The sequence below is a fragment of the Isoptericola dokdonensis DS-3 genome, from assembly GCF_001636295.1.
GTDB lineage: Bacteria > Actinomycetota > Actinomycetes > Actinomycetales > Cellulomonadaceae > Isoptericola > Isoptericola dokdonensis.
Map to the genome: position 1 here is coordinate 1,324,527 of NZ_CP014209.1, position 21,748 is coordinate 1,346,274.

The following is a 21,748-nucleotide window of genomic DNA, read 5'->3' on the forward strand; positions in this document are numbered from 1 at the left end:
GGGGCGGGGCGACGATGGTCGCCGCCCCGCCCTCGGAAGGGGTGTCGGTCGGCGTCAGCCGGCCTGGCCGTTGAGCATCGGCGTGAGCTTCTCGTCGTACTCGGTGGCGAGAGCGGTCACGTCACCACCCTCGGCGATCTTCTGGAAGAGCTCCTCGTAGACGAACGCGCCCTCGACGGCGGCCCAGCCCGGCGCGGCCGGGGTGAGCTTCGAGGCCTGGGCGGTCTCGACGGTGACCTCGCCGAACTTGTCGGTGGCCATGACGTCGGTGTACTCGGCGTTCGCCGGGCCGAGCCCGTTCTCCGCCAGGAGGGTCTGGTACTCCTCCGAGTAGATGATGCGCAGGAGGTTCTCGGAGAGCTCCGGGTGCTGCGACTGGGCCGAGACGGCGAGGTTCGAGCCACCGGCGAAGACGGGGGCCAGGCCGCCGTCGACGCCCGGCAGGGCGAAGATGTCGAACTTCGACTCGTCCACCATGCCGTCCCGGACCTCTTCACCGTCGTCGTTCGTGGTGAGGTCACCGATGGACCAGCGGGCCCAGCCCGGCGCCATGATCGTGGCGGCGGCGGGGTCGCCGCCACCCTCGGCGTCGTTCAGGAAGTCCCAGTAGGCGACGTCACGCTCGGTCGCCGGCAGGTTCGAGGCGGAGTAGACGTCCTGCCACTGCTCGAGGCCCGCGATCGTGTTCGGGTCGGAGAGGGTGGAGACCCACTGCTCGCCCTCCTTGACGGCGAGCTCGCCGCCGTTGGCGAACACCCAGGAGATGCCGTTGCGCCAGTCCTGGCCGCCGATGGCGAAGCCGGACATGTCCTTGGTCTTGAGCTCCTTGACCGCGGTGCCGAACTCGTCGAGCGTGGTCGGGACCTCGACACCGGCCTTCTCCCACAGGTCGGCGCGGTAGAACATGTAGCGCGAGCCGAAGTAGTAGGGCAGCGCGTAGACCTTGTCGTCGACCGAGCCGGCCTCGACGAAGGACTGGAGCAGGTTCTCGCCGCCGAGCTCCTCGTAGAGCTCCGGGGAGATCTCGCGGAACGCGCCCGCGTAGGTGAAGGTCGGCGCCTGCGTGTTGCCGATCTCGACCACGTCGGGGGTGTTGGCGGCGTCGGGCAGGGCCGTCGTCAGCTTGGTGACGAGGTCGGTCCAGTCCTGCTGCTCGATGGTGAGGCTCGAACCGGGGTTCTCCGCCTCGAAGGTGTCCACGAGGTACTCGCGCAGCGGCTCCGGGGTGTCGCCACCGGCGACCCACAGGGTGATGTCGCCGGGCTCGACCTCGGCCGCCGCGGTGTCCTCGGACTCCGCCGGGGCCTCGGACTCGGACGAGCACGCGGTGAGCGTGAGCGCCAAGGTGATGGTCGACGCCGCGGTCACGGCGACGAGACGGTTCCTCTTCACTGGGGATTTCCTCTCACTGGGTGTCGGGCGGCTCGGGCCGAGCCGTCCGGCGGGTTGGGGGGTCGGGGGTCAGGAGACGCCGAGCTGCGCCCCGAGCACGAGGACGGCCGCCCCCGCCAGGACGACGTCGTCGTCCAGCGTGGACATCCGCAGCTCGAGCCCGGCCGCGATGGCGGGCATGGCGCGTTCGGTGATGGTGTCGAGGGCGGCCTCGCTCAGGGGGCCGGCGAGCAGCTCGGGCGGCCCGGCGAGGACGACCTCGCGCAGGTCGAGCGCGCTGACGACGGGCGCGAGCGCCCGGCCGAGGATGCGGCCGACGTCGGCCAGGACGGCGTCCGCCGCGGGCGCGTCGAGCCCGTCGACGGCGCGGCGCAGCGCGGGCGCGGACAGCACGGTCTCCAGGCAGCCCCGGCGACCGCAGGCGCACTGCTCCCCGCCCTCGTCGACGACGGTGACGTGCCCGAGCTCTCCGGCGGCGTCCCGGGCACCGTGCACGCGGGCGCCGTCGACCATGACGCCGGCACCGACGCCCTTGCCGACCGTGAGCACGAGGGTGGAGCCGGTGGCGCCGCCGTAGGTGTACTCGGCGAGGGCGGCGGAGTTGGCGTCGTTGGCGACGTGGACCGGCAGCCCGAGTCGCTCGGTGAGGACCGCCGCGAGCGGCAGGTCGGTCCACTCGACGTTGGGGGCCTCGACGATCCGGCCCGACGGGTCGACGACGCCGGGCGAGCCGACGCCGATCCCGATGACCGGGCGGGTCGCCGCGGCGACGAGCCGGCGGGCGAACCGCCCGAGGAGGTCGACCAGGTCGTCGCCGCGGCGGCCGTCCACGGCCAGGGACCGGCGCTCGACGGCCTCCCCGGTGAGGGTGAGGACGGCGCCGCGCAGCACGGTGTCGTCGGACAGGTCGAGGGCGACGATCTGGTAGGCGTCCGTGCGCATCCCCACGAGGATGGCGGGCTTGCCGACGCGACGGCCGGGCTGGGTGCCGAGCTCCTCGACGAGCGCCTCGGCGAGCAGGACGCCGACGAGGTCGGAGATGGTGACGCGCGTGAGGCCGGTGGCGCGGGCGAGGTCGGCGCGCGAGGTGGGGCCCTCGTGGAAGAGGTGCTGGAGCACGAGGGACCGGTTGTGCGCGCGAGCGTGCTCGGGGAGCACCTTCGAGGTGGCGCGCAGACCGTTGCCCAGCCCCCGTCGGCTGGGTCGTGTCGTCGTCGTGGTCATGTTTGTTAGTACACCGTCCTTACAAGCCTCGGTCAATGTCCGCACCCCTTCGTTATCGGATCGTTACAGGGTGTCGCTGAACGCGGGACGCGCGCAGGTCACGACCATGGCACGGTCCCATCACGATCGTCACCGCGACCCTCGTCCGAGCAGGTCAGGGCCCTACAGTCGGAGCCATGACGCTCGCCGCACGCCGCCCGGTCGCCACCACGGCCCTCGCGCTGCTGCTCGCCCTCGGCCTCGCGGCCTGCTCCGGCAGCGACGAGAGCGCGGCCGAGTCCGCCGGATCGGCCGCCCAGGACCAGGCCGGTCCCGCCGCCGGCGAGGCCGCCGCCTCCGTCGCCCCCGGTGCCGACGCCGAGGAGTCCGCCGTCGTCGACCGGGAGGTCGTCGTCTCCGGCTCGGCGGAGCTCGTCGCCGACGACCCCGTCGCGGCGATCGACGAGATCGTCCGCATGGTCGAGCAGGCGGGCGGACGCATCGAGAGCCTGGTCGAGTCGCCGGGCGCCGACGGCGAGCCCGGCCACGGCTCGCTGCGGGCCCGCCTCCCCGTCGACCTGACGACCGGCACGATCGACGCCCTGTCCGACGTCGCCGAGCTGAAGAGCGTCGAGATCGGCCGCGAGGACGTCACCAGCCAGGGACAGGACCTCGACGCCCGCATCTCCGCCCTGGAGACCTCCACCGCGCGGCTCGTCGAGCTCATGGGCTCGGCGGCCACCACGGCCGACCTCCTGGAGGTCGAGCGCGAGCTCGCCGCCCGCCAGGCGGAGCTCGACTCGCTGGTCGCCCAGCGGGCGGCGCTCACCGACCAGGTCGCGATGTCCACCATCGACATCACCGTCACCGCGACCTCCGCACCCGTGAGCGCTCCGCGCAGCGGGTTCGTCGACGGCCTCGCCACCGGATGGAGCGCTCTGGTGGCCACCCTGAGCACGGTCGTGCTCGTCCTGGGGGTGCTCCTCCCCTGGCTCGCCCTCGCCGCGGCCGGCTGGGTCGCCTACCTCCTGGTCCGCCGTCGCCGCCCCGCGCCGCCGGCCGGGCCGGGCGACGGTCCCGGGGAGAGCGCCGACGACGACGGGCCCGCACCCGAGGCCCCCTCGCAGGACCCCGAGCGCGAGCCCGCGCTCACCCGGTAGACGTGTCGCCGGGGCGGGCGTCACCCCGCCCCGGCGGCCCTCCCCGTCAGGCCGCGTCGTCGACGACCGCGAAGGCGTCGATCTCGACCAGCATCTCCGCGCGCGGCAGGCCGGTCATGACCGTCGTCCGGCTCGGCAGTACCCCCGACGGGCAGTGCGCCGCGACGAACTCGCCGTACGCGTCGTTCATCGCGGCGAAGTCGTCCCGGGTCGTCAGGTAGACGCGGAGCATCATCACGTCGTCGAACGACGCACCCCCCGCCTCGACGATCGCCCGCACGTTCTCCAGCGTGCGCGTCGTCTGCGCGGCCACGTCCCCGGGGTGCAGGTACTCCCCCGTCGCCGGGTCCACCGGCCCCTGGCCGGACACCTGGAGGAACGGCCCGCGCCGCACCCCCTGGTGGAAGGTGTGGGCGGGGGCCGGGGCGTGCGGCGTGCTGATCGGGGTCTTGCTCATCGCTCCTCCTCAGAGCTCGAGGGCGAGCTCGTCGACGACGTCGAGGCCGTCGACGAGCAGGCCGGTGCGGTGCTTGTCCAGGGTCGTGCACGGGTGGGAGACGCCGAACGCGACGACGTCACCGGGCGCGAGGTCGTCGTCCGGGGTGTCGAGATAGGCGTGCTGGTCGTCGAGGGCCGTCACCGTGGCGGTCAGCAGCCGGGCGGGCCCGAGCCGACCCGCGCCGTCGACCGCGTGCGCCCGCAGCGGGATCGGCAGGTCGATGTCGAACGAGACGTCCCGGCGACCCATCCCGCACACGGCACGGCCCGGCTCGGGGGCCGACAGCACCGCCGCCCACACGGTGATCGCCGGCCGCAGCGGTGCGGCGCCGAGCCGTGTCCACGGGTCGGCGCGCCGGTAGTGGCCGTGGTCGTGCGTGACGTACGCGCCCGAGCGCAGCACGGCGCGCACGCCCGGCCGCCGCGCGAGCGCGGTGAGCACCACGTCGGCGTACGCGCTGCCGCCCGCGCTGACGACGACGTCGCCCGCGACCAGGTCGGCGAGCGCGTCGGCGGCCGCCAGCAGGTCGGCGCACCAGCGCGCGACGCCGGCCCGCGGGTCGGCGCCCGTCGCCGCCGGGCCCTCGTACCCCGCCGCACCGACGAGCCGCAGCCCCGCCGCGACGACGTCCCGCGCCAGGCCGACCGCCTCGGCCACGGAGCGCACCCCCGTCCGGCCGCCGGGCACGCCGAGCTCCACCAGCACCCCCAGCCGTTCGTGCGCGGTGTCGCCGAAGGCCGCGGCGAGGGTCCGCACCCCGGGCACGGAGTCCACGTACACCCACACCTCGTCGGCGCCGTCGGCGTCGAGCACGCCCCGCAACCACGCCGCGTCGCGCGGGTCCACCAGCTCGTTCGCCAGCACCACGCGGCGCACGCCCCAGCGCAGCACCGTCGCGAGCTGGCGCGGCGTCGCCACCGTGGCACCCCATGCCCCGGCCGCGGCCTGCCGCTCCCACAGCCCGCGCGCCATGTGCGTCTTGACGTGCGGCGCGTGGTCGACGCCGTGGGCGGCCATCACGCCCGCCACGGTCGCGACGTCGTGCTCCACCGCGTCGCGGTCCAGGGTCAGCAGCGGCCACGAGCGGCCGGGGTCGTCGATCCTCATGGCCTCAGCCTCCCGCACGTGGCGCCGGGTCCGGTGCGCCCGGGCGCAGCGCGCGCCCCGGTCGGGCGCGGGTCGCCTCGCCGTCGACCAGCACCGGCACCCCTGCGACGACGACGTCGTCGACACCGGTCGCGGGGCGGCGGGGGTCGTCGTAGGTGGCGCGGTCCACGAGCGTGGCCGGGTCGACCAGCACGACGTCCGCGACCGCACCGGGCGCCAGCGAGCCCCGACCCGCCAGCCGGAAGCGGCGGGCGGGCCGCGCCGACAGGTGCTCGACGGCGTCGTGCCACGACCAGTCGCCGGAACCCAGCACCTGCTGGGCGAGGAACCGCGCGAACGCACCCCAGCCCCGCGGGTGCGGGCGACCCTGCCCCGCGTCGGCGCCCACCGGCTGGTAGATGGCGTCCGAGCCGCCGAGGTGCGCACGGTGCCCGGCCAGCCGGCGCACCGACTCCGCGCTGTTCGTCGGTGGCTGGGCGAACACGCAGCTCGCCCGCAGGCGCGACGCCCGCAGCACCCGCAGGGCGGCGTCGCCCGGGCTGACGCCCCAGCGCGCCGCCACCTCGACGAGCGGGCGGCCCGCCACCTGCTCCTCCGCCCCGAGCCCGGGCACCCAGGCGAGCGTGACGCGCGGCCACAGGTCGTCCAGGCCCGCCAGGTGCGCCCGCAGGCGTAGCCGCAGCGCGGGCGCGTCGATCGCGGACAGGGTGGCGTCGGGGTCGGCCAGCGGCAGCCACGTGGGCAGGGCGACCATCGCGAGGATCGAGCAGCCGCGCAGGTAGGGGTAGGAGTCGAACGTGACGTCGTGGCCCTGGGCGAGCGCGTCGTCGAGCATCGCGACCAGCGTGTCCGCGGGACCGTGCAGGTGCGACACGTGGGTCGCCACCCCCGTGTCGGCGGACAGCCGCAGCAGCTCGGCGAAGGCGCGGGCGGCACGGGCCTCGTAGCCGCGCATGTGCGACACGTGCGGCAGGCCGTGCTCGGCCGCGACCCGGGCCAGCGCCACCAGCTCGGCGTGGTCGGCCCACGCCGCCGGCACGTACTCCAGGCCCGTCGACAGGCCGAGCGCCCCGTCGGCGAAGGCCTGCGCCACGACGGACGCCATCTTCTCCGCCTCGGCCCGGCTCGCCCGGCGCTGCGCGGTGCCGAGCACCAGGTGCCGGACCGTCCCGTGCGGCACCAGCACCCCGACGTTGACGGGCGTCGTCCGCTCGTACGTGGCCAGCAGCTCGGCGACCGTCCCGCCCGCGAAGCGCGGGTGGTCGCCGTCGATCCCGGCGAAGTAGCCGCTCGCCCAGAGCAGGCTCGCCCGGTCCGACGGCGCGTACCCGACGCCGTCGGCACCGGTCACGATCGACGTCACGCCCTGGCGCAGCAGCGCGAGCTGGACCTCCGGGTCGAACACCGCTCCCCCGGCGTGCACGTGCGCGTCGACCAGCCCCGGCAGGGCGATGCGACCACCCGCCTCCAGCACCCGTCCCGCAGGGGTCCGCGCCGACGCCGGGACGACGTCGCGCACCCGCCCCTCGGCCAGGTGGAGGTCGACCGGGCCGCTCAGACCGCCGTCCGGCAGCGGCAGCACAGCGCCCCGGACGACGTCGACCGCGCCCCTCACGACCCGTCCCCCGCACCCTCGACCCAGCCGCCGGCACCGCGCCAGCCCGCCGCGGCACGTTCGGCGGCGAGGTCGCGGGGGTGGCCCTGCACGCCCGGCCGGCGCTGCCACGGGTGCGGGCCGGCGGGCGGGCGGTACTCCACGCCCGCGGCGTCGAGCCGTGGCAGGTGATGACGGTCGAGGCGGTCGAGGAACCGCGCGGACGCGGGGCCGCCCACCGCCCGGGACTCCGGGCGGGTCGTCCACACCGCCTCGGCGAACGCGGCCAGCCGCGGGAACGTCGCGTAGTCGACCCGGCGCGCCGAGTCCAGGTGCTCGGTCCAGACCTGCGCCTGCGCCCCGAGCAGCCGGCCGGGGAGGTCGTCCGGCAGGTCGGGGCGGGACGCCCGCACGGCGTCGGGCAGCGGCTCGAACGCGAACAGGTCCGCCGTCGTGCGGACGAAGCCGACGGGGACGGGCTCGTCCGGGTCGTCCGAGGCGCGGTGGTCCAGGTAGACCTCCTGCTCGGGCGCCAGCACGACGTCGTGGCCCGCGGCCATCGCCTCCAGCGCCACCTCGTGGCCGCGCCAGCACAGCACGACGGCGTCCCCCGGCAGGTCCGGGCCGAACGCCTCGTCCCACACCACCGCGCGCCGCCCGAGCGTCCGCAGGTGGTCGGCCAGCCGGGCCACGAACCAGCCGTGCAGGCGGGCGACGTCGCCCGCGCCGGTGGCGTCCGTGAGGCCCAGCGCCGCGGCGCGCTCGACCAGGTCGGGACGCGCCCGCCAGGCGGTCAGCGGCACCTCGTCGCCGCCCAGCGCCACGAAGGGCGCGTCGAAGACCTCGCACACCTCGTCGAGGACGTCGCGGAACACCGCCAGCGCCTCCTCGGAGGGGTCGAGGACGTCGGCACTGACGCCCCACGTGGTGAGCACCTCGTGCGGGCCGTCCTGCGCGGCGAGGTGCGGGTACGCGGCCAGCACCGCCTGCGTGTGCCCCGGCACGTCGATCTCGGGGACCACCATGACGCCGCGCTCACGGGCGTACGCGACGATCTCGCGCAGGTCGTCCGGGGTGTAGTGACCGCCGTGCGGCCGACCGTCCGGCGTCCCCGTGCGCCAGGTGCCGACGGTGCTGAACGTGCGCCAGGAGCCGACCTCGTGCAGCCGCGGGTGCCGTCGCGACGCGAACCGCCACCCCTGGTCGTCCGTCAGGTGCAGGTGCAGCACGTCGAGGTGGTGCATGGCGGCGAGGTCGACGAACCGCAGGACGTCGGCCGTCGGCAGGAAGTGCCGGGCGACGTCGAGCAGCACGCCGCGCCACGCGTGCGCAGGAGCGTCGGTGAGGTTCACCGCGGGCAGCGCGAGGGTGTGGTCGGTACGGACCGGCGCACGCCGGAACGCGTCGGGCCCGGCGAGCTGGCGCAGCGTCTGGACCGCGGCGTGCGCCCCCGCCGGGTCCGCCGCGGTGACGTGTACACCGTCCTCGCCGGTGCGCAGCGTGTAGCCGCCGTCGGGGAGGCCGGGGTCGAGGTCGACGGCGACGCGCGGGGATCCGGGCCGCGCGTCGTGCGGTGTCGGTCCGGGTGCCAGGTCGCCGACGATCTCGAGCCCGAACGCCTCCTCGGTCACCCGGCGCCACCAGCGGCCCGCCGCGCGCAGCGCGGGGTGCACGGCGAGGCGGGTGCCATCGGTCAGGACGACGGCCCCGCCTCCCCCCTCGGCGCGGGCAGGTAAGGGCACGGTGGGCGGCGCCGACGTCGGCGCCGGGAACGGTGTGTCGTCGGCCACACCGCTCACCCTAGCGGAATTAGGGAGCGATCCTGACAATCTCCCCCGGCGCCACGCCGTGGTGTCCGGTCAGTGAACCGGGGCGTGCGGCACGACGACGGCACGCCCCGTCAGCGAGCCCTCCTCGAGCCGGCGGTACGCCTCGAGCGCGTCCTCCAGGGCGAACTTCTCGACGTCAGGGCGGATCTGACCGGCGCGGTACATCGCCACCACCTCGTGCAGCTCCTCGAGGGTGCCCCAGTAGGTGTTGGTCAGCGTCGCCTCGTAGGGATTCGCGAAGAACGACCACTCGGCCGCGCCCCCGGCGATCCCCACGACGGTGAGCCGGCCCTGGCGCGCCATCGACGCCTGCGCCGTGCGGATCGTCGGACCCGCACCCACGAAGTCGAAGGCGGCGTCGACGCCGCGCCCGCCCGTGATGGCGCGGATCGCCTCGACCTGCCCCTCGCCGCCGGGGACGGTGACGGCGCCCGCGGCGGCGGCGCGCTCCATGGCGTCCGGCTTCATGTCCGTCGCGATGACGGTCGCGCCCGTCAGGGCCGTGAGGATCTGCACGGCGATCTGCCCCAGGCCGCCGAGCCCGACGACGAGCGCGAAGCGACCGCCGCCCGCCAGGTTCGGCAGGGCGAGCTTGATCGCGTGGTACGGCGTGAGCGCGGCGTCGCTCAGCGGCGCGGCGGCGACCGGGTCGGCGTCCCCGAGCGGGACCAGGTTCCGCACCGGGACGGTCACGTACTCGGCCATGCCGCCGTCGCGGCCGATGCCGGTCGCGAGGTACGGCATGCTCGCCACGTTCTCGCAGTAGGTGTCCTGGCCGCGCGAGCAGGCCGCGCAGCGGCCGCAGCCGATCGGGCCGTAGACGAGGTGCGCCGACCCGACCTCCACGCCCCGGACTCCCTCACCGAGCTCCTCGACCCAGCCGGAGACCTCGTGGCCGAGGACGAACGGCGGCGCGATGCCCGCCGGGTTGTCCGCCGTGAACTCGGCGTAGATGCTCACGTCGGAGTGGCAGGCGCCCGAGCCCGCGACCTTGAGGAGCACCTCCCCCGGCCCGGGGGTGGGCCGGTCGACCTCGGTGACGACCGGAGCGGACTGGAACTTCTCGAACACGACGGCTCGCACGGCGATGCCTTCTTCCTGACGTGGTGACGTCCTCGGCGGGCCCGCCGCTCGTGACGGCGGGACACCACTCACCGTAAGCATGCGTTCGCATGGAAAGGTGCCTCGGGCGACAGAAGCGACCGACGTCACACCCCGGGCGTGCCGGCCCGTGCCACTCCGGGCACCGCCCCGGAACGACGAGAGGCCCCGCCGTGGCGGGGCCTCTCAGGGCTGTGGAGCTGCGGGGAATCGAACCCCGGTCCGGTGACGCTGTTCCAGGACTTCTCCGGGCGCAGTCTGCTGTGCTTTTCTCGGCCCCCGCACTCACGCAGACAAGGTGCGGACGGGCCCAGTCACCTGAAAGTCCCCGCCGCCCCGGTGACGAGGGCGACGAGCAGTGGCTCTCTAGATGACGCGAGCTACCGGGTCGAGAGCGATCCCGGGCTCACGGACTTCGGGACTCGCTCAGGCGGCGAGGGCGAAGTCGGTGCGCTTGTTATCGGCACCTATAGGTTTGCAGGCAAGCGTTCACGAGATGAGCCTGCATCCTCGGCCCGCTTCTCCTGGAAGCACGACCACCGTCGAAACCGATCAGCCCCTGTGGTGTTGTCAACCGCCGACCCGCAGGCCGACCGTCCCATCGTAGTGGAAGAACGCCGCGCCCCGCACCGACATTCCGGCGGGACAGCACGCGACCTCAGGAGAGCAGCTCCTGGTGGCGAATCGCGCGGTGCGCCTCGCGCATGTCCTGCTGCTCGCGCAGGGCGTGCCGCTTGTCGTACTCCTTCTTGCCGCGCGCCAGGGCGATCTCCACCTTGGCGCGACCGTCGAGGAAGTACAGCCGCAGCGGGATGATCGTGTGACCCTTCTCGCGCGCCTTCACCCCGAGCCGGTCGATCTCCTCACGGTGCAGCAGCAGCTTGCGCTTGCGCCGCGGGGCGTGGTTGTTCCACGTGCCCTGGAAGTACTCCGGGATGTGCACGTTCTCCAGCCACGCCTCGTCCCGGTCGATCGCGACGTAGCCGTCCACCAGCGACGCGCGTCCCATCCGCAGGGCCTTGACCTCCGTGCCCGAGAGCACGATGCCCGCCTCGAAGACGTCCTCGATCACGAAGTCGTGACGTGCCTTCTTGTTGTTCGCCACCACCTTGCGGGGGTCTTCCGGCTTCTTCTTGGCGTTCTTGGCCATGGCTCCTCCTTCCTGGTGCGACGTCCCAGGATACGCGGCCGACGACGACGTCCCAGCGATTTTCTCCGCCGGCGAAGCCCGCCCGAGCCGGGGCGGGTCAGCCCAGCCAGCCGCTCATCGGATCCACCGTGCTGCCGTTGACGTACACCTCGAAGTGCAGGTGGCACGCCGTCGACGTCCCCGTCGTGCCCGAGTAGCCGATGATCTCGCCACGGTCGACCTTCTCCCCCACGAACACCGTGTCGCGGGACAGGTGCAGGTAGCGGGACATCACGCTGTCGCCCTGGTGCCGGCCGTGGTTGATGAGCACGTTGTTGCCCGGCCCGCTGCCGAAGTACGCCTGCTCCACGTAGCCGCTCTCCGCGGCGTAGATCGGCGTGCCGCAGTACGCGCGGATGTCGGTGCCCGCGTGCAGGCGCCAGTAGTTCAGCGACGGGTGGTAGCGCATCCCGTAGGAGCTCGTCACCACCGGGTACGCCGTCGGCCACCCCAGGAACGGGCCCGACGACGAGCCGCCGCCACCGCCGCCGTTGCCGCCACCACCGGAGCCTCCGGAGCTGCCGCTCCCGCCCGAACCGCCGCCACTGCCGGAGCCGTTGCCCCCGCCCGAGCTGTTGCCGCCACCGCCGGAGCCCTGCCGCCCGGCCTCCTTCTCGGCCTGCCGCTCGGCCTCCTGCTCGGCGCGACGCTGGGCCGCCGCCTCCGCCTCCCGCTGCTTGCGCGCGGCCTCCTCGCGACGCTTGCGCTCCTCCTCGAGCCGACGGTCACGCTCCTCCTGCTTGACCATCAGCTCCTTGATCTGCGCCTCGAGGTCGGAGCGCTGGTCCTCGTTCTCCTCGAGCTCGGTGATCGTCTCGTCCCGCTGCTCCGCGATCGTCGCCTTCAGCGCCTCCTGCTCCGCGATGAGCCGCTCGACCTCCGCCTTGCGCTCGGCCGCTTCCTGCTCGGCCGCCTCCGCCGCCACCACGTTGGCGTCCGCCTCGGCCTTCAGCTCCGCGATGGTCTCGCGGACGGCGTCCAGGCGCGCCTGCTGGTTCCGCGCGACCGTCTCCGCCTCCTGCAGGTCCGTCACCGCGCGCGACCGGCTCCGCGCCGCCGACGACGTCACCGCCACGTCGTCGAGGAACTCCTGCGTCGACTGCGCGCCCGTCACCAGACCCAGCGTGCTCAGGTCGTCGCCGCGCCGGTACGCCTCGCGCGCCATCGCCACGACGTCCGAGCGGGCCTCCTCGACCTGGCCCGCGCCCTCCTCGATCTGCCCGGCGACCTCGCGCTCCTCGGCCTCCGCCGCCGCCAGCCGGTCCGCCAGGACCTCCGCCTTGCGGCGTGCCTCCGCCAGCACGGCCTGCGCCTCCGCCAGCTCCGCCTGCGCGACCGGCAGCCGCCCCTCCACCTCGTTGAGGTCGAGGACCGCCTGGCGGAACGCGTCGTTCGCGTCCTCCAGCTCGTGCTGCAGGTCCTCGCGCTCCGCCTCCTTCTGGCGCTGCTGCTCCTCGGCGGCGGCGCGCTGGTCGTCCAGCTCGTCCGCGCCCACCGGCATCGCCGGGCCGAGCAGGAGCAGCCCGACGAGGGCGGCGCCGAGCGCCTTGCGCAGGTCAGTGGCTCGCACGGGTCACACCCTCGTGTAGCGGTGCAGGGTCAGGGCGGAGGAGACGGCCGCCAGCGCGACCGCCACCCCCAGCAGCAGGGGCGCGATCGTCAGCACGTCCGTGGTGGTCACGCTGCTCACCCAGTCCACGGATTCCGCCAGCCAGTCCACGACCAGATACTGCACGGCCGCCCACAGTCCCGCCACCGCGAGCACCGCCCCCACCAGCGCCGCGATCGCACCCTCCAGCATGAACGGGAGCTGCACGAACAGCGTCGACGCCCCCACGAGGCGCATGATCCCGGTCTCCCGCTGCCGGGACACCGCCGACAACCTGATCGTCGTGACGATGAGCAGGGTGGCTGCCAGCAGCATCACCGCCGCCAGCCCGACGGCCACCAACGACGCCCGGTTCAGCACGAGGAACAGCGGCTCGAACGCGGCCCGCTGGTCCTCCACCACCTCGACGCCGTCACGCCCCGACAGCACCTCGTCGACCACCTGGTACTGCTCCGGGTCGGACAGCTGCAGGCGGAACGACGCCTGCATGTCGTCCTCCGTCAGCTGGGTGCCCTCGTACCCGTCCGGGTAGCGCTCGCTGAACGCCTCGAACGCCTCGGCCTTCGACTCGAACCACGTCGTCGCGACGATGTCGCCCAGGTCGGTCTCGATGGTCCGCTCCAGGGCCGCCACCTGCTCCTCGGTCGCCTCGCCGCCCGCGCAGGCCGGCGACGTCGACCCCTGCGGGCACAGGAAGACCGACACCTCCACCAGGTCGTACCAGTCGCCCTTGAGCTTCGTCACCTGGAGCTGGAGCAAAGCCGCCGCCCCGACGAACGTCAGGGACACGAACGTCACCAGCACCACCGACACGACCATCGTCGCGTTGCGCCGCAGGCCCAGGAGCACCTCACCGAGCACGAACTGGAGTCGCACGCTCAGACCTCCCGCTGACCGCGCGCGGCACCGGACAGCTCGTGGCGCCTCGGCCGCTCGTCCGGGCCGGCCGCACCGTCGTCCGGGAAGGCGTCGGGGCCGCCCGGGCCGTCCGGGCCAACCGGGCCGTCCGTGGCCGCATCGTCGAGAGCGTGCTCGTCCGGCGCCTCACCGACGGCCGGCGGGACGACCTCCGCGGCCGCGTCGGGGGCCACGTCGTCGCCGGACCGGTACGCGGGCGCCCCGCCACGCGTGCGGCGCGACGGCACGGTCTCCTCCTCGGGCAGCGGCTCCTCCTCGAACACCCCGTGCTCCGCGGCCTCCTCGGCCGCACGCTCCGCGGCCACGTCGCCCGGCTCCGGCTGCACCGTGATCCGCGGCGTCGGGACACCGCGCCCCGGGGCGTCCAGGCCCGGCGCGGGACCCACCGCGGGCAGGATCTCCTCACGCCGCCCGTAGGCCGCCTCGGCCTCGTCACGCACCACGTGACCGGTCGAAAGCTCCACCACGCGGCGGCGCATCTCGTTGACGATCTCGTCGTCGTGCGTGGCCATGACCACGGTGGTCCCCGTCCGGTTGATGCGGTCCAGTAGCCGCATGATGCCGAGCGACGTCGTCGGGTCCAGGTTGCCCGTCGGCTCGTCGGCCAGGAGGATCGGCGGCCGGTTGACGAACGCCCGCGCGATCGCGACGCGCTGCTGCTCACCGCCCGACAGCTCGTGCGGACGCCGCCGCTCCTTGCCGTCCAGGCCCACCCACTCCAGCACCTCGGGCACCGTGCTGCGGATGACGTGCCGCGGCCTGCCGATCACCTGCAGCGCGAACGCCACGTTCTCGTACACCGTCTTGTTCGGCAGCAGCCGGAAGTCCTGGAACACCATGCCGATCCCCCGGCGCAGGCCGGGGACCCGCCACGACGACAGCCGGGTCAGGTCGCGCCCGGCGACGTACACCCGCCCGCCCGTGGGCCGCTCCTCGCGCAGCACCAGCCGCAGGAACGTCGACTTGCCCGACCCCGACGCGCCGACGAGGAACACGAACTCGCCCCGCTCGACGTCGACCGAGACGTCGTCGAGCGCCGGACGTGCCCCGCGCTCGTAGACCTTCGAGACGTTCTCGAACCGGATCACGGCGTGCCCCTTCCCGGCCCGCACCGTCGGGTGCCTGCCGGATTCGAGAGTCGCACGCACGTCACCGGCGCTCCGGGGACGACACGCCGGGGCGCCGCGGGTTGGTCGGTTGCCTCGGACACCCGTTCGAGCCGGGTCAGCCCAGAGTGGCGCGAGTCAGCGCACGACGGCGCGAGTCAGCGCACGACGGCGCGAGTCAGCGCACGACGGCGCCGGGGGGCAGGGTCAGCTGTCCCTGCCGGAGCGGCGCCAGCGGATCCCGGCCTCGATGAAGTCGTCGATCGCGCCGTCGAACACCGCCTGCGTGTTGCCCGACTCGTGCTCGGTGCGCAGGTCCTTGACCATCTGGTACGGCTGCAGGACGTAGGAGCGCATCTGGTCGCCCCAGCTCGCCTTGATGTCGCCGGCGAGCTCCTTCTTCTTCGCGGCCTCCTCCTGCTGACGGATCAGCAGCAGTCGGGACTGCATGACACGGAGCGCGGCGGCGCGGTTCTGGATCTGCGACTTCTCGTTCTGCATCGACACGACGGTGCCGGTGGGGATGTGCGTCATGCGCACGGCGGAGTCGGTGGTGTTCACCGACTGACCGCCGGGGCCCGAGGAGCGGAAGACGTCGATCTTCAGCTCGGACTCGGGGATCTCGATGGAGTCGGTCTGCTCGATGAGCGGCACGACCTCGACGGCGGCGAACGACGTCTGCCGGCGGCCCTGGTTGTCGAACGGGGAGATCCGCACCAGGCGGTGCGTCCCGGCCTCGACGGACAGGTTGCCGAACGCGTAGGGCGTGTTCACCTCGAAGGTGGCCGACTTCAGCCCGGCCTCCTCGGCGTAGGACGTGTCCATGACCTTCGTCGGGTAGCCGTGGCGCTCGGCCCAGCGCAGGTACATGCGCATGAGCATCTCGGCGAAGTCCGCGGCGTCGACGCCACCGGCGCCGGCGCGGATCGTGACGACGGCCTCGCGGGCGTCGTACTCGCCGCTGAGCAGGGTGCGGACCTCGAGGGCGTCGAGGTCCTTGCGGATCTTCGCGACGTCGGCCTCGGCCTCGATCAGCGAGTCCTCGTCGTCCATCTCGTGGCCCAGCTCGACGAGGGCCTCGACGTCGTCGATGCGGCCGGCAAGCTTCTTGACACGGTCGAGCTCGGCCTGCACCGCAGACAGGGCGCTGGTGACCTTCTGACCCTGCTCGGGGTCGTCCCACAGGTCGGGGGCGGCGGCCTGCTCCGACAGCTCGGCGATCTTCGCCTGGAGGGCCGTGGGGTCGCTCACGGCCTCGATGGACTCGAGGGTGCTGCGGAGCGCCTTGATCTCGGCGGGGAAGTCGATGGTGGCCACGAGATACCACCCTACCGCCGGGTCACGTCCGGTCCCGCCTGTGACGGGGTGAGCACCGACCGGCCGAGGGCCGGCGCGGCGTCCGTGCCGGGCGCGTCAGCCACCGCGCGCGGTCGCGGTCGCCGTGACCGTGATGCCGCCGCCGAAGGCGTCGGTGAACCAGCGCAGCAGCGGCGGACGCGACGTCGCGGCGAGGGTCACGGTCGCGGACCGTCCGTCGGGCGTCGAGGCGTCGACCACGACGACGGAACGGAGACCGGGCGCGGTGGCGGCGGACTGGAGCGCAAGATGCTCGGCCACCCGGTGCGCGACGGAGGCGTCGGTGAGCGTGAGGGTCCCCGTCGCGTCGGGGGCAGCCACGGCGTCGCCGTAGTACACGTCCTCGGGCATCGAGTCGGCGCCCGCGACCGCCAGGGAGTCGGCGAGGTCGAAGAGGTGCTTGCGGTCGAGATGGACCGCGGCGGCCGACGACACCGCCGCGACCAGCATGAGACCCACGGCGAGGAAGCCGATGGTCAGCAGCATGATCCGCCCGTCGTCGTCGCCGGAACGGGCGTGGGCACCCCTCACGGCCTGACCGCCACGTGCTCCTCGACGGGGGCGACGTGCGACGCCTCCACGGGGACGGCCACGGGCACCCAGCCCTGCAGCGCCGCGGGGACCAGCGGCAGGGGGACGCTGTAGCGCACGTGCACGCCGACGGTGGCGCCGGGCGTCAGGCAGGGCTGGTGCGAGCACTCGAGGGTGAGCAGCTCGCCCGGGTCGACCTCGAACCCCTGGTCCGCCAGCGCCAGGGCGGTGGCGGCCTGCGCCCGTGCCGCCCCCTGCGCCGAGGTCTCCGCCGTGACGACGGACCGTGCGGCCTCCCGCGCCGCGCCCTCGACGGCGAACGCCGCCGCATGCACCTGCGCGAGCACGACCACCAGGTAGACCAGCGGCACGAGGAGCAGCACCCCGGCCCCGAGGAACTCGATCATCGCGGACCCCCGCTCGGCGTCGACGCCGCCTGCGCCGTCGGGCCCGCCGTCGACAACCGTCTCCCTGCTGCTGCGCATCAGGCGTCCTCGTCCAGGGCGTGCCCCTCGGCCGTCATCGTGCCGCTCGGTCCGAGCAGCCCGACGACGGGCAGCGGAGCCCGCACCGTGACCTCCACGACGGGCAGGCCGTCCCGGACCGTCTCGCGGACGCTCACGTCCCGTGCGTATCGCTCGTCGAGGGCCGTCGTGAGCAGGTCCCGGGTCCGGGCCGCGCCGGCGGCGAGGTCACGGTCCGTCCGCGCCGCGACGCGCGCCCCCTCGGCCGCGGCATCGACGACCAGCACCCGGACGTGCAACGCGAGCGCGAGCTGGACGACGCCGAGGAACAGCGCCACCAGCAGCGCGGAGACGAGGACGAACTCCGCGACCGCCGACCCGCGCTCCCGCACGTCGCGGTCGCGGGCGTCGTCGACGGCCGACGCCTCGCTCACGGACCGGTGACGCTCTGGATCGCGTCGGTGAACGTCTGCTCCAGGAGCGGACCGGCGAGCGCCCACAGGGCGACGACCAACCCGGCGGTCATGAGCGTGACGAGCACCCAGCCGGGCACGTCCCCCCGCTCGGGGTCGTCCACCGGTACGTCGACAGCGGAGCGGTCGGGGTGGTCGGTCGGGTCGGCGATCATGGTGCACCTTTCGGGTCGTGCGGACGGCTCAGAGTCCGATCCGGAGCGTGGCCAGGGACGGGAAGACGGCGAAGACGACGGTGATCGGCAGCACCAGGAAGACCACCGGCACGAGCATGGCGAACTCAAAACCACTAATCTGCCCTTGTGAGCACCCCGAAGCGCCCCGCCGCCGCCCCCGTCCGCGCCGCGATCTACGTCCGCATCTCGTCCGACCGGACGGGAGGCGGGCTCGGCGTCGAGCGGCAGGAAGCCGACTGCCGCGACCTCGCGGCCCGGCTCGGGTGGGACGTCGCGGCGGTCTACGCCGACAACGACGTCTCCGCGTACTCCGGTGCCCCCCGGCCCGGCTACCTCGCGATGCTGGACGACGTGAAGGCTGGGCGCGTGCAGGCCGTCGTCGCGTGGCACACCGACCGCCTGCACCGCCGCACCCTCGAACTGGAGGAGTTCGTCGCGCTCGCGGAGTCGCACGACCTGCAGGTGCAGACGGTCCGGTCCGGGCAGGTGGACCTCTCGACCGCCTCCGGCCGCATGGTCGCCCGGATGCTCGGCGCTGCTGCGCAGCACGAGGTGGACCACGCCCGCGAGCGTATGAAGCGCGCCAAGGTGCAGGCCGCGAAGGACGGCAAGTACCGGGGCGGGAAGCGCCCCTACGGGTTCGAGCGCGACGGCGTGACCCACCGCGAGGAGGAGGCGGACGTGATCCGCCACGCGACGAAGGCTGTCCTCGCTGGCCGCTCACTGCGGGCCGTGTGCCGCGACCTCAACGCCGAGGGGCACCTCACGAGCGGCGGCAAGGAGTGGGGCCCGATCCTGCTCCGGGACGTGCTCCTGCGGGCGCGGAACGCGGGGCTCATCGCGCACGGGACCGCGAACCGAGCCGGGTTCGAGGTCATCGGCACCGCGCAGTGGGAGCCGGTCGTGGACGAGGACTCCTGGCGCGCGGTCGTGTCGCTGCTGACAAACCCGAAGCGACGCACCAACTCGACGTCGTCGGAGAACCGCTGGCTCGGGTCCTACCTCTACCGCTGCGGGCGCTGCGGTGCCGTCATGCGCGCGGACTCCACGGCCGGGCCGGGGTCGAACCGGCCGAACCAGGCCAAGCGTGTCCACTACCGCTGCACTGCCGCTGCGCACCTCCAGATCACGCAGGAGCGCACCGACGCCTACGTGCGCGAGGTCGTCGCCGAGCGGGTGCGCGACCCCCGCGTCGTCGCCGCCCTGACGGCAGCGAAGGACTCCGACGCGGCGACCGCCGACCACGAGCGCCGCACCGCGCTCGCGGCCCGTCTCGCAGCGTTCGAGGACGACTACGCGGCCGGGCACCTCACGGGCGCGCAACTCGCCCGCGCCACGGCGACGGTCCAGGCCGAGGTCGAGCAGATCGACGCCCGGCTCGCGGCCCGTGTGTCACGCTCCGCGCTCGCCCCGGTGCTCTCCTCGAACGACCCCGGGAAGGCGTTCCTCGACGCCCCTCTCGACGTCCAGCGCGCGGTGCTCGCCGCCGTGCTCCGCGTCGAGGTGCAGCCCGCGACGAAGCGCGGCGTCTGGTGGTCCCCCGAGCGGCTGACGCTGACGGCCGTGGGCGAGTAGGCCCTCTGCGGCTCGGCCGGAGCCCCCACGGTCCCCGCGACCGTGGGGGCTCCTGCTTGTCCAGATAGGGCATCTGCTCATGGATGGGTGGAGACCCCATGGATGGGTTCGCTCGGCGGCCGGATCATGTTGTTGGCATGGGGCTTTGGGCTTATGTTCGAGACACACCGCTCGGGGGTCGGTCGCCTGATCGCCCGGGAGCACGGTCAGTCGCGCAACCCAGCACCGGGCACAGCGCGGGGAGGCGGCGAGGGAGCGACCCACCGGGTTCGCGAGGTGCGAGGTACAGCGGAACGGGACAACGCCTAGCGCCCCGGGACTGCGCGCTTCCCAGGAGCACTCGTGTCCGACCCGACCACTCCCGCCCGACTCCAGTACGTCTCCATCCCTGCGGCAGCCCGCATGTTCGGCCGCAGCGAGCAGACGATCCGCAACTGGCTGCACCGGGGCTACCTCACCCCTTACCGCGCTCCTGGCGAGCGCGGCGTGCGCGTGAACGTCCAGCAGGTGCGAGACATGCTGCGCTCGCAGCCGCCGAGCCGCGTCCACCGCGCCCGTCGGATCACCCACGCCGCCAAGCCGTTGCCCGCGAGCGCCCGATGAGCGTCGCCGACGTCGTCACCGCTGCCCGTCGAGCTGCTGCGGCACTTCCGCCCCTGACCGACGAGCAGGTCGCCCGCGTGGTCGCCGCGCTCTCCGCGAGCGCCCCGCCGGTGCGCCGACCCTAGACCGCCGCGCGGGCTGCACCTCTGCGGTCGAGGCGATCACCCCGGCTCCGGCCGGGAGCGGCCCGCGCGGCTCCCCCCAGATACGACGACGGCCCCACCTGACCGGGGTGGGGCCGTCCAGACACCGAACGGAGAGATTCGATGAGCACTACCGATGACCACCAGGCTACAGCGCGCACAGTTCGTTGGGCGTGCGAATGGGCGCGCCTTCCCGATGCGGACACGCCGACGTACGAGGCGGTCCACCGGCGGCTGCGGGCCTCGCTCGGGCGCGCCGCCGACCACGTATGCGCGACTTGCGGCGAGCAGGCTGCCGAGTGGGCCTACGACCACGGAGACCCCGAGGAGTTCGAGGGCACGTCCGGCGGGCGTCGCGGGGCCGTCGTCTACTCCATCGACCCGGAGCGCTACCGGCCCCTGTGCCTGCCCTGCCACCGCCGCGAGGACCGTCCCAAGCGCGACGTGTGCGGCTGGGGGCACGACATGAGCGAGGGGAGCGCGAACGTCTACGCTCCCCGCCCCGGCTACCGCCGCTGCCGCGCGTGCCACGCTGCCCGCGCTCGCGAGGAGCGCCTGGCTGCCCGGCTCGGGCTGTCTCGCGGCGTGCTCGTCTCGCACGGGCTCGGCGAGCGATGAGCCCCCACGAGGTGGCGGCGGAGCAGGCGCGCCGCGCCGCCTTGCGAGCTCGCTTCCCGGCAACCAACTTCGCGACGTTTCGCGACCGCCCGGCACGACAGTGGCACGTCCCGGGGCTCCTGCCGGTAGGCGCTCAGGTGTCCCTGGTCGCGGGAGCCGGTGCCGGGAAGTCGAATCTCGCGCTCGACCTGGCGCTGCACATCTCCCAGGGCTTGCCGTGGGCGGGGCTGGCACCGGCCTACGACCCGCTCTACAGCGAGGACTACGCGCCCTCGGTGCTGTACGTGGACATGGAGAACGGCCCCGACGACCTGGAGGAGCGCCGGGGCGCGCTGCGCGCCGCCGAGGGCGTGGACCCGGAACGGTTCATCCACCAGTGGATGCCGGACCTGCCGGGTCTGGACACCGCCGCCGGTGCTCGGGCGCTCACGGACATGCTCGACGGCTGGTTCATCGCCGAGGGTGACCTGCTCGTGCTCGACTCGCTCCAACGGCTCACCGAGGGGCCGGAGGACAAGGGCGACACGATGCGGGCCTACTACCGGCACACGGCCGCGATGCTGCGCCGTCGAGGGATCACCGTGCTGCGAACCGACAACACCGGCAAGGACGAGTCACGCGGCGCTCGCGGCTCGCGAGCGAAGCAGGACGACGTAGACATCGAGTGGTCGCTGCGGCGCACCTCCTCGGGCCTCACGTTGCGGCCGACGAAGAACCGGACCGGCGTCGCCCCGCTCGCCGTCGAGGCGGACATGGGCACGCTGCCGGACGGTCGCCCGGTCGTCACCGGCTACCGGTGCGCGCAGGCGAAGACCGACGTGACCATCATCGAGCGCGAACCTCGCGACGCCCTCCTCATCGCCCTTGCGGACGACGTGAGCGCACCGCGCTCCGGGTCCGGCCTGACGGCCCACCTCGGCTGGGGAAAGGGCCGGACCGCCCGCGAGCGCACGCAGGGGCTTCTCGACACGCTCGCCGCCGAGGGTCTGGCCGAGAACCGAGGCGAGGGGAAGCACCCGCGCTGGTACGTCACTGCGGCAGGGAAGGACGCTGCTGCCGAGGTGCGCGAGCGAGACGAGGCGGAGGCGTGACCGCCGGATCG

At 73.9% G+C, this 21,748-nt stretch carries 22 protein-coding genes and 1 other RNA gene; 6 read left to right on the forward strand and 17 right to left on the reverse strand.

Features of this window, described 5'->3' with window-relative positions:
• Positions 1-54: 54 nt before the first annotated feature.
• Together I598_RS06290 and I598_RS06295 are read right to left on the reverse strand one after the other, a co-directional pair.
• Complete coding sequence (locus I598_RS06290) at positions 55-1,392, reverse strand: extracellular solute-binding protein (RefSeq protein WP_068202212.1); 1,338 nt, start codon at positions 1,390-1,392, stop codon at positions 55-57.
• 69 nt (positions 1,393-1,461) lie between these two features.
• Complete coding sequence (locus I598_RS06295; RefSeq protein WP_068202213.1) at positions 1,462-2,616, reverse strand: ROK family transcriptional regulator; 1,155 nt, start codon at positions 2,614-2,616, stop codon at positions 1,462-1,464.
• Between the two features lie 176 nt (positions 2,617-2,792).
• On the opposite strand from I598_RS06295, the gene I598_RS06300 reads away from it, so the two are divergent.
• Complete coding sequence (locus I598_RS06300) at positions 2,793-3,755, forward strand: DUF4349 domain-containing protein (protein ID WP_068202215.1); 963 nt, start codon at positions 2,793-2,795, stop codon at positions 3,753-3,755.
• Between the two features lie 46 nt (positions 3,756-3,801).
• Here I598_RS06300 and I598_RS06305 read toward each other — a convergent pair whose 3' ends face one another.
• From I598_RS06305 to I598_RS06375, 15 genes are all read right to left on the reverse strand, one after another.
• A complete protein-coding gene (locus I598_RS06305) occupies positions 3,802-4,212 on the reverse strand; it encodes a RidA family protein (RefSeq protein WP_068202216.1) in 411 nt (136 codons plus the stop codon).
• Positions 4,213-4,221: 9 nt separating this feature from the next.
• Positions 4,222-5,361 (reverse strand): alanine racemase, encoded by a 1,140-nt coding sequence (locus I598_RS06310; protein ID WP_068205051.1) that lies wholly within the window; start codon positions 5,359-5,361, stop codon positions 4,222-4,224.
• A gap of 4 nt (positions 5,362-5,365) precedes the next feature.
• Positions 5,366-6,976 (reverse strand): N-acyl-D-amino-acid deacylase family protein, encoded by a 1,611-nt coding sequence (locus I598_RS06315; protein ID WP_068202218.1) that lies wholly within the window; start codon positions 6,974-6,976, stop codon positions 5,366-5,368.
• Positions 6,973-8,745, reverse strand: coding sequence for a beta-N-acetylhexosaminidase (locus I598_RS06320; protein WP_232314278.1), 1,773 nt, complete (start codon positions 8,743-8,745; stop codon positions 6,973-6,975). The genes I598_RS06315 and I598_RS06320 overlap by 4 nt, the downstream gene beginning before the upstream one ends.
• A 69-nt stretch (positions 8,746-8,814) precedes the next feature.
• Positions 8,815-9,867, reverse strand: a complete 1,053-nt coding sequence (locus I598_RS06325; protein ID WP_068202221.1) for an NAD(P)-dependent alcohol dehydrogenase — start codon at positions 9,865-9,867, stop codon at positions 8,815-8,817.
• 210 nt (positions 9,868-10,077) lie between these two features.
• Positions 10,078-10,445, reverse strand: a transfer-messenger RNA (tmRNA) gene (ssrA, locus tag I598_RS06330).
• Between the two features lie 98 nt (positions 10,446-10,543).
• Positions 10,544-11,035 carry an SsrA-binding protein SmpB gene (gene smpB, locus I598_RS06335; RefSeq protein WP_068202223.1) on the reverse strand — a complete coding sequence of 164 codons (492 nt, stop codon included), beginning with the start codon at positions 11,033-11,035 and terminating at the stop codon, positions 10,544-10,546.
• A gap of 97 nt (positions 11,036-11,132) precedes the next feature.
• The gene (locus tag I598_RS18280) at positions 11,133-12,644 is read right to left on the reverse strand and encodes a M23 family metallopeptidase (protein ID WP_068202225.1); all 1,512 of its coding nucleotides are present in this window, start codon (positions 12,642-12,644) and stop codon (positions 11,133-11,135) included.
• A gap of 3 nt (positions 12,645-12,647) precedes the next feature.
• Positions 12,648-13,559, reverse strand: coding sequence for a permease-like cell division protein FtsX (ftsX, locus tag I598_RS06345; protein WP_068202227.1), 912 nt, complete (start codon positions 13,557-13,559; stop codon positions 12,648-12,650).
• Between the two features lie 2 nt (positions 13,560-13,561).
• Positions 13,562-14,689, reverse strand: a complete 1,128-nt coding sequence (gene ftsE / locus I598_RS06350; protein WP_232314279.1) for a cell division ATP-binding protein FtsE — start codon at positions 14,687-14,689, stop codon at positions 13,562-13,564.
• Between the two features lie 225 nt (positions 14,690-14,914).
• Entirely contained in the window at positions 14,915-16,024 is a 1,110-nt protein-coding gene (gene prfB, locus I598_RS06355) for a peptide chain release factor 2 (RefSeq protein ID WP_068202229.1), read from the reverse strand.
• A 96-nt stretch (positions 16,025-16,120) separates the two neighbouring features.
• A complete protein-coding gene (locus I598_RS06360) occupies positions 16,121-16,594 on the reverse strand; it encodes a hypothetical protein (protein WP_068202231.1) in 474 nt (157 codons plus the stop codon).
• Positions 16,591-17,079: a pilus assembly protein TadE gene (locus I598_RS06365; RefSeq protein WP_083972962.1), complete on the reverse strand. Its 489-nt coding sequence runs from the start codon at positions 17,077-17,079 to the stop codon at positions 16,591-16,593. Before I598_RS06365 ends, I598_RS06360 begins: the two co-directional genes overlap by 4 nt.
• The gene (locus I598_RS06370; RefSeq protein ID WP_083972964.1) at positions 17,079-17,492 is read right to left on the reverse strand and encodes a TadE family protein; all 414 of its coding nucleotides are present in this window, start codon (positions 17,490-17,492) and stop codon (positions 17,079-17,081) included. Before I598_RS06370 ends, I598_RS06365 begins: the two co-directional genes overlap by 1 nt.
• Entirely contained in the window at positions 17,489-17,686 is a 198-nt protein-coding gene (locus tag I598_RS06375) for a hypothetical protein (protein WP_068202233.1), read from the reverse strand. Before I598_RS06375 ends, I598_RS06370 begins: the two co-directional genes overlap by 4 nt.
• 147 nt (positions 17,687-17,833) lie before the next feature.
• Here I598_RS06375 and I598_RS06380 point away from each other — a divergent pair, with 147 nt between their 5' ends.
• The 5 genes from I598_RS06380 to I598_RS17365 all read left to right on the forward strand — a co-directional run bounded on the left by I598_RS06380 (position 17,834) and on the right by I598_RS17365 (position 21,737).
• A complete protein-coding gene (locus I598_RS06380; protein WP_068202235.1) occupies positions 17,834-19,282 on the forward strand; it encodes a recombinase family protein in 1,449 nt (482 codons plus the stop codon).
• 342 nt (positions 19,283-19,624) lie between these two features.
• Positions 19,625-19,885: a helix-turn-helix transcriptional regulator gene (locus I598_RS06385; protein ID WP_068202237.1), complete on the forward strand. Its 261-nt coding sequence runs from the start codon at positions 19,625-19,627 to the stop codon at positions 19,883-19,885.
• A complete protein-coding gene (locus I598_RS18250) occupies positions 19,882-20,010 on the forward strand; it encodes a hypothetical protein (RefSeq protein ID WP_257722474.1) in 129 nt (42 codons plus the stop codon). Before I598_RS06385 ends, I598_RS18250 begins: the two co-directional genes overlap by 4 nt.
• Positions 20,011-20,151: 141 nt before the next feature.
• Positions 20,152-20,646, forward strand: coding sequence for a hypothetical protein (locus I598_RS17835; RefSeq protein ID WP_068202240.1), 495 nt, complete (start codon positions 20,152-20,154; stop codon positions 20,644-20,646).
• Complete coding sequence (locus I598_RS17365) at positions 20,643-21,737, forward strand: AAA family ATPase (RefSeq protein WP_198155765.1); 1,095 nt, start codon at positions 20,643-20,645, stop codon at positions 21,735-21,737. Before I598_RS17835 ends, I598_RS17365 begins: the two co-directional genes overlap by 4 nt.
• Positions 21,738-21,748 lie beyond the last annotated feature (11 nt).

Coding starts and splice junctions, on each gene's coding strand:
- I598_RS06310 (WP_068205051.1), bottom strand. CDS start 5,361: ATGAGGATCGACGACCCCGGCCGCTCGTGGCCGCTGCTGACCCTGGAC.
- I598_RS18250 (WP_257722474.1), top strand. CDS start 19,882: ATGAGCGTCGCCGACGTCGTCACCGCTGCCCGTCGAGCTGCTGCGGCA.
- I598_RS06365 (WP_083972962.1), bottom strand. CDS start 17,079: ATGCGCAGCAGCAGGGAGACGGTTGTCGACGGCGGGCCCGACGGCGCA.
- I598_RS06375 (WP_068202233.1), bottom strand. CDS start 17,686: ATGATCGCCGACCCGACCGACCACCCCGACCGCTCCGCTGTCGACGTA.
- I598_RS17835 (WP_068202240.1), top strand. CDS start 20,152: ATGAGCACTACCGATGACCACCAGGCTACAGCGCGCACAGTTCGTTGG.
- I598_RS06300 (WP_068202215.1), top strand. CDS start 2,793: ATGACGCTCGCCGCACGCCGCCCGGTCGCCACCACGGCCCTCGCGCTG.
- smpB (WP_068202223.1), bottom strand. CDS start 11,035: ATGGCCAAGAACGCCAAGAAGAAGCCGGAAGACCCCCGCAAGGTGGTG.
- I598_RS06305 (WP_068202216.1), bottom strand. CDS start 4,212: ATGAGCAAGACCCCGATCAGCACGCCGCACGCCCCGGCCCCCGCCCAC.
- I598_RS06295 (WP_068202213.1), bottom strand. CDS start 2,616: ATGACCACGACGACGACACGACCCAGCCGACGGGGGCTGGGCAACGGT.
- I598_RS17365 (WP_198155765.1), top strand. CDS start 20,643: ATGAGCCCCCACGAGGTGGCGGCGGAGCAGGCGCGCCGCGCCGCCTTG.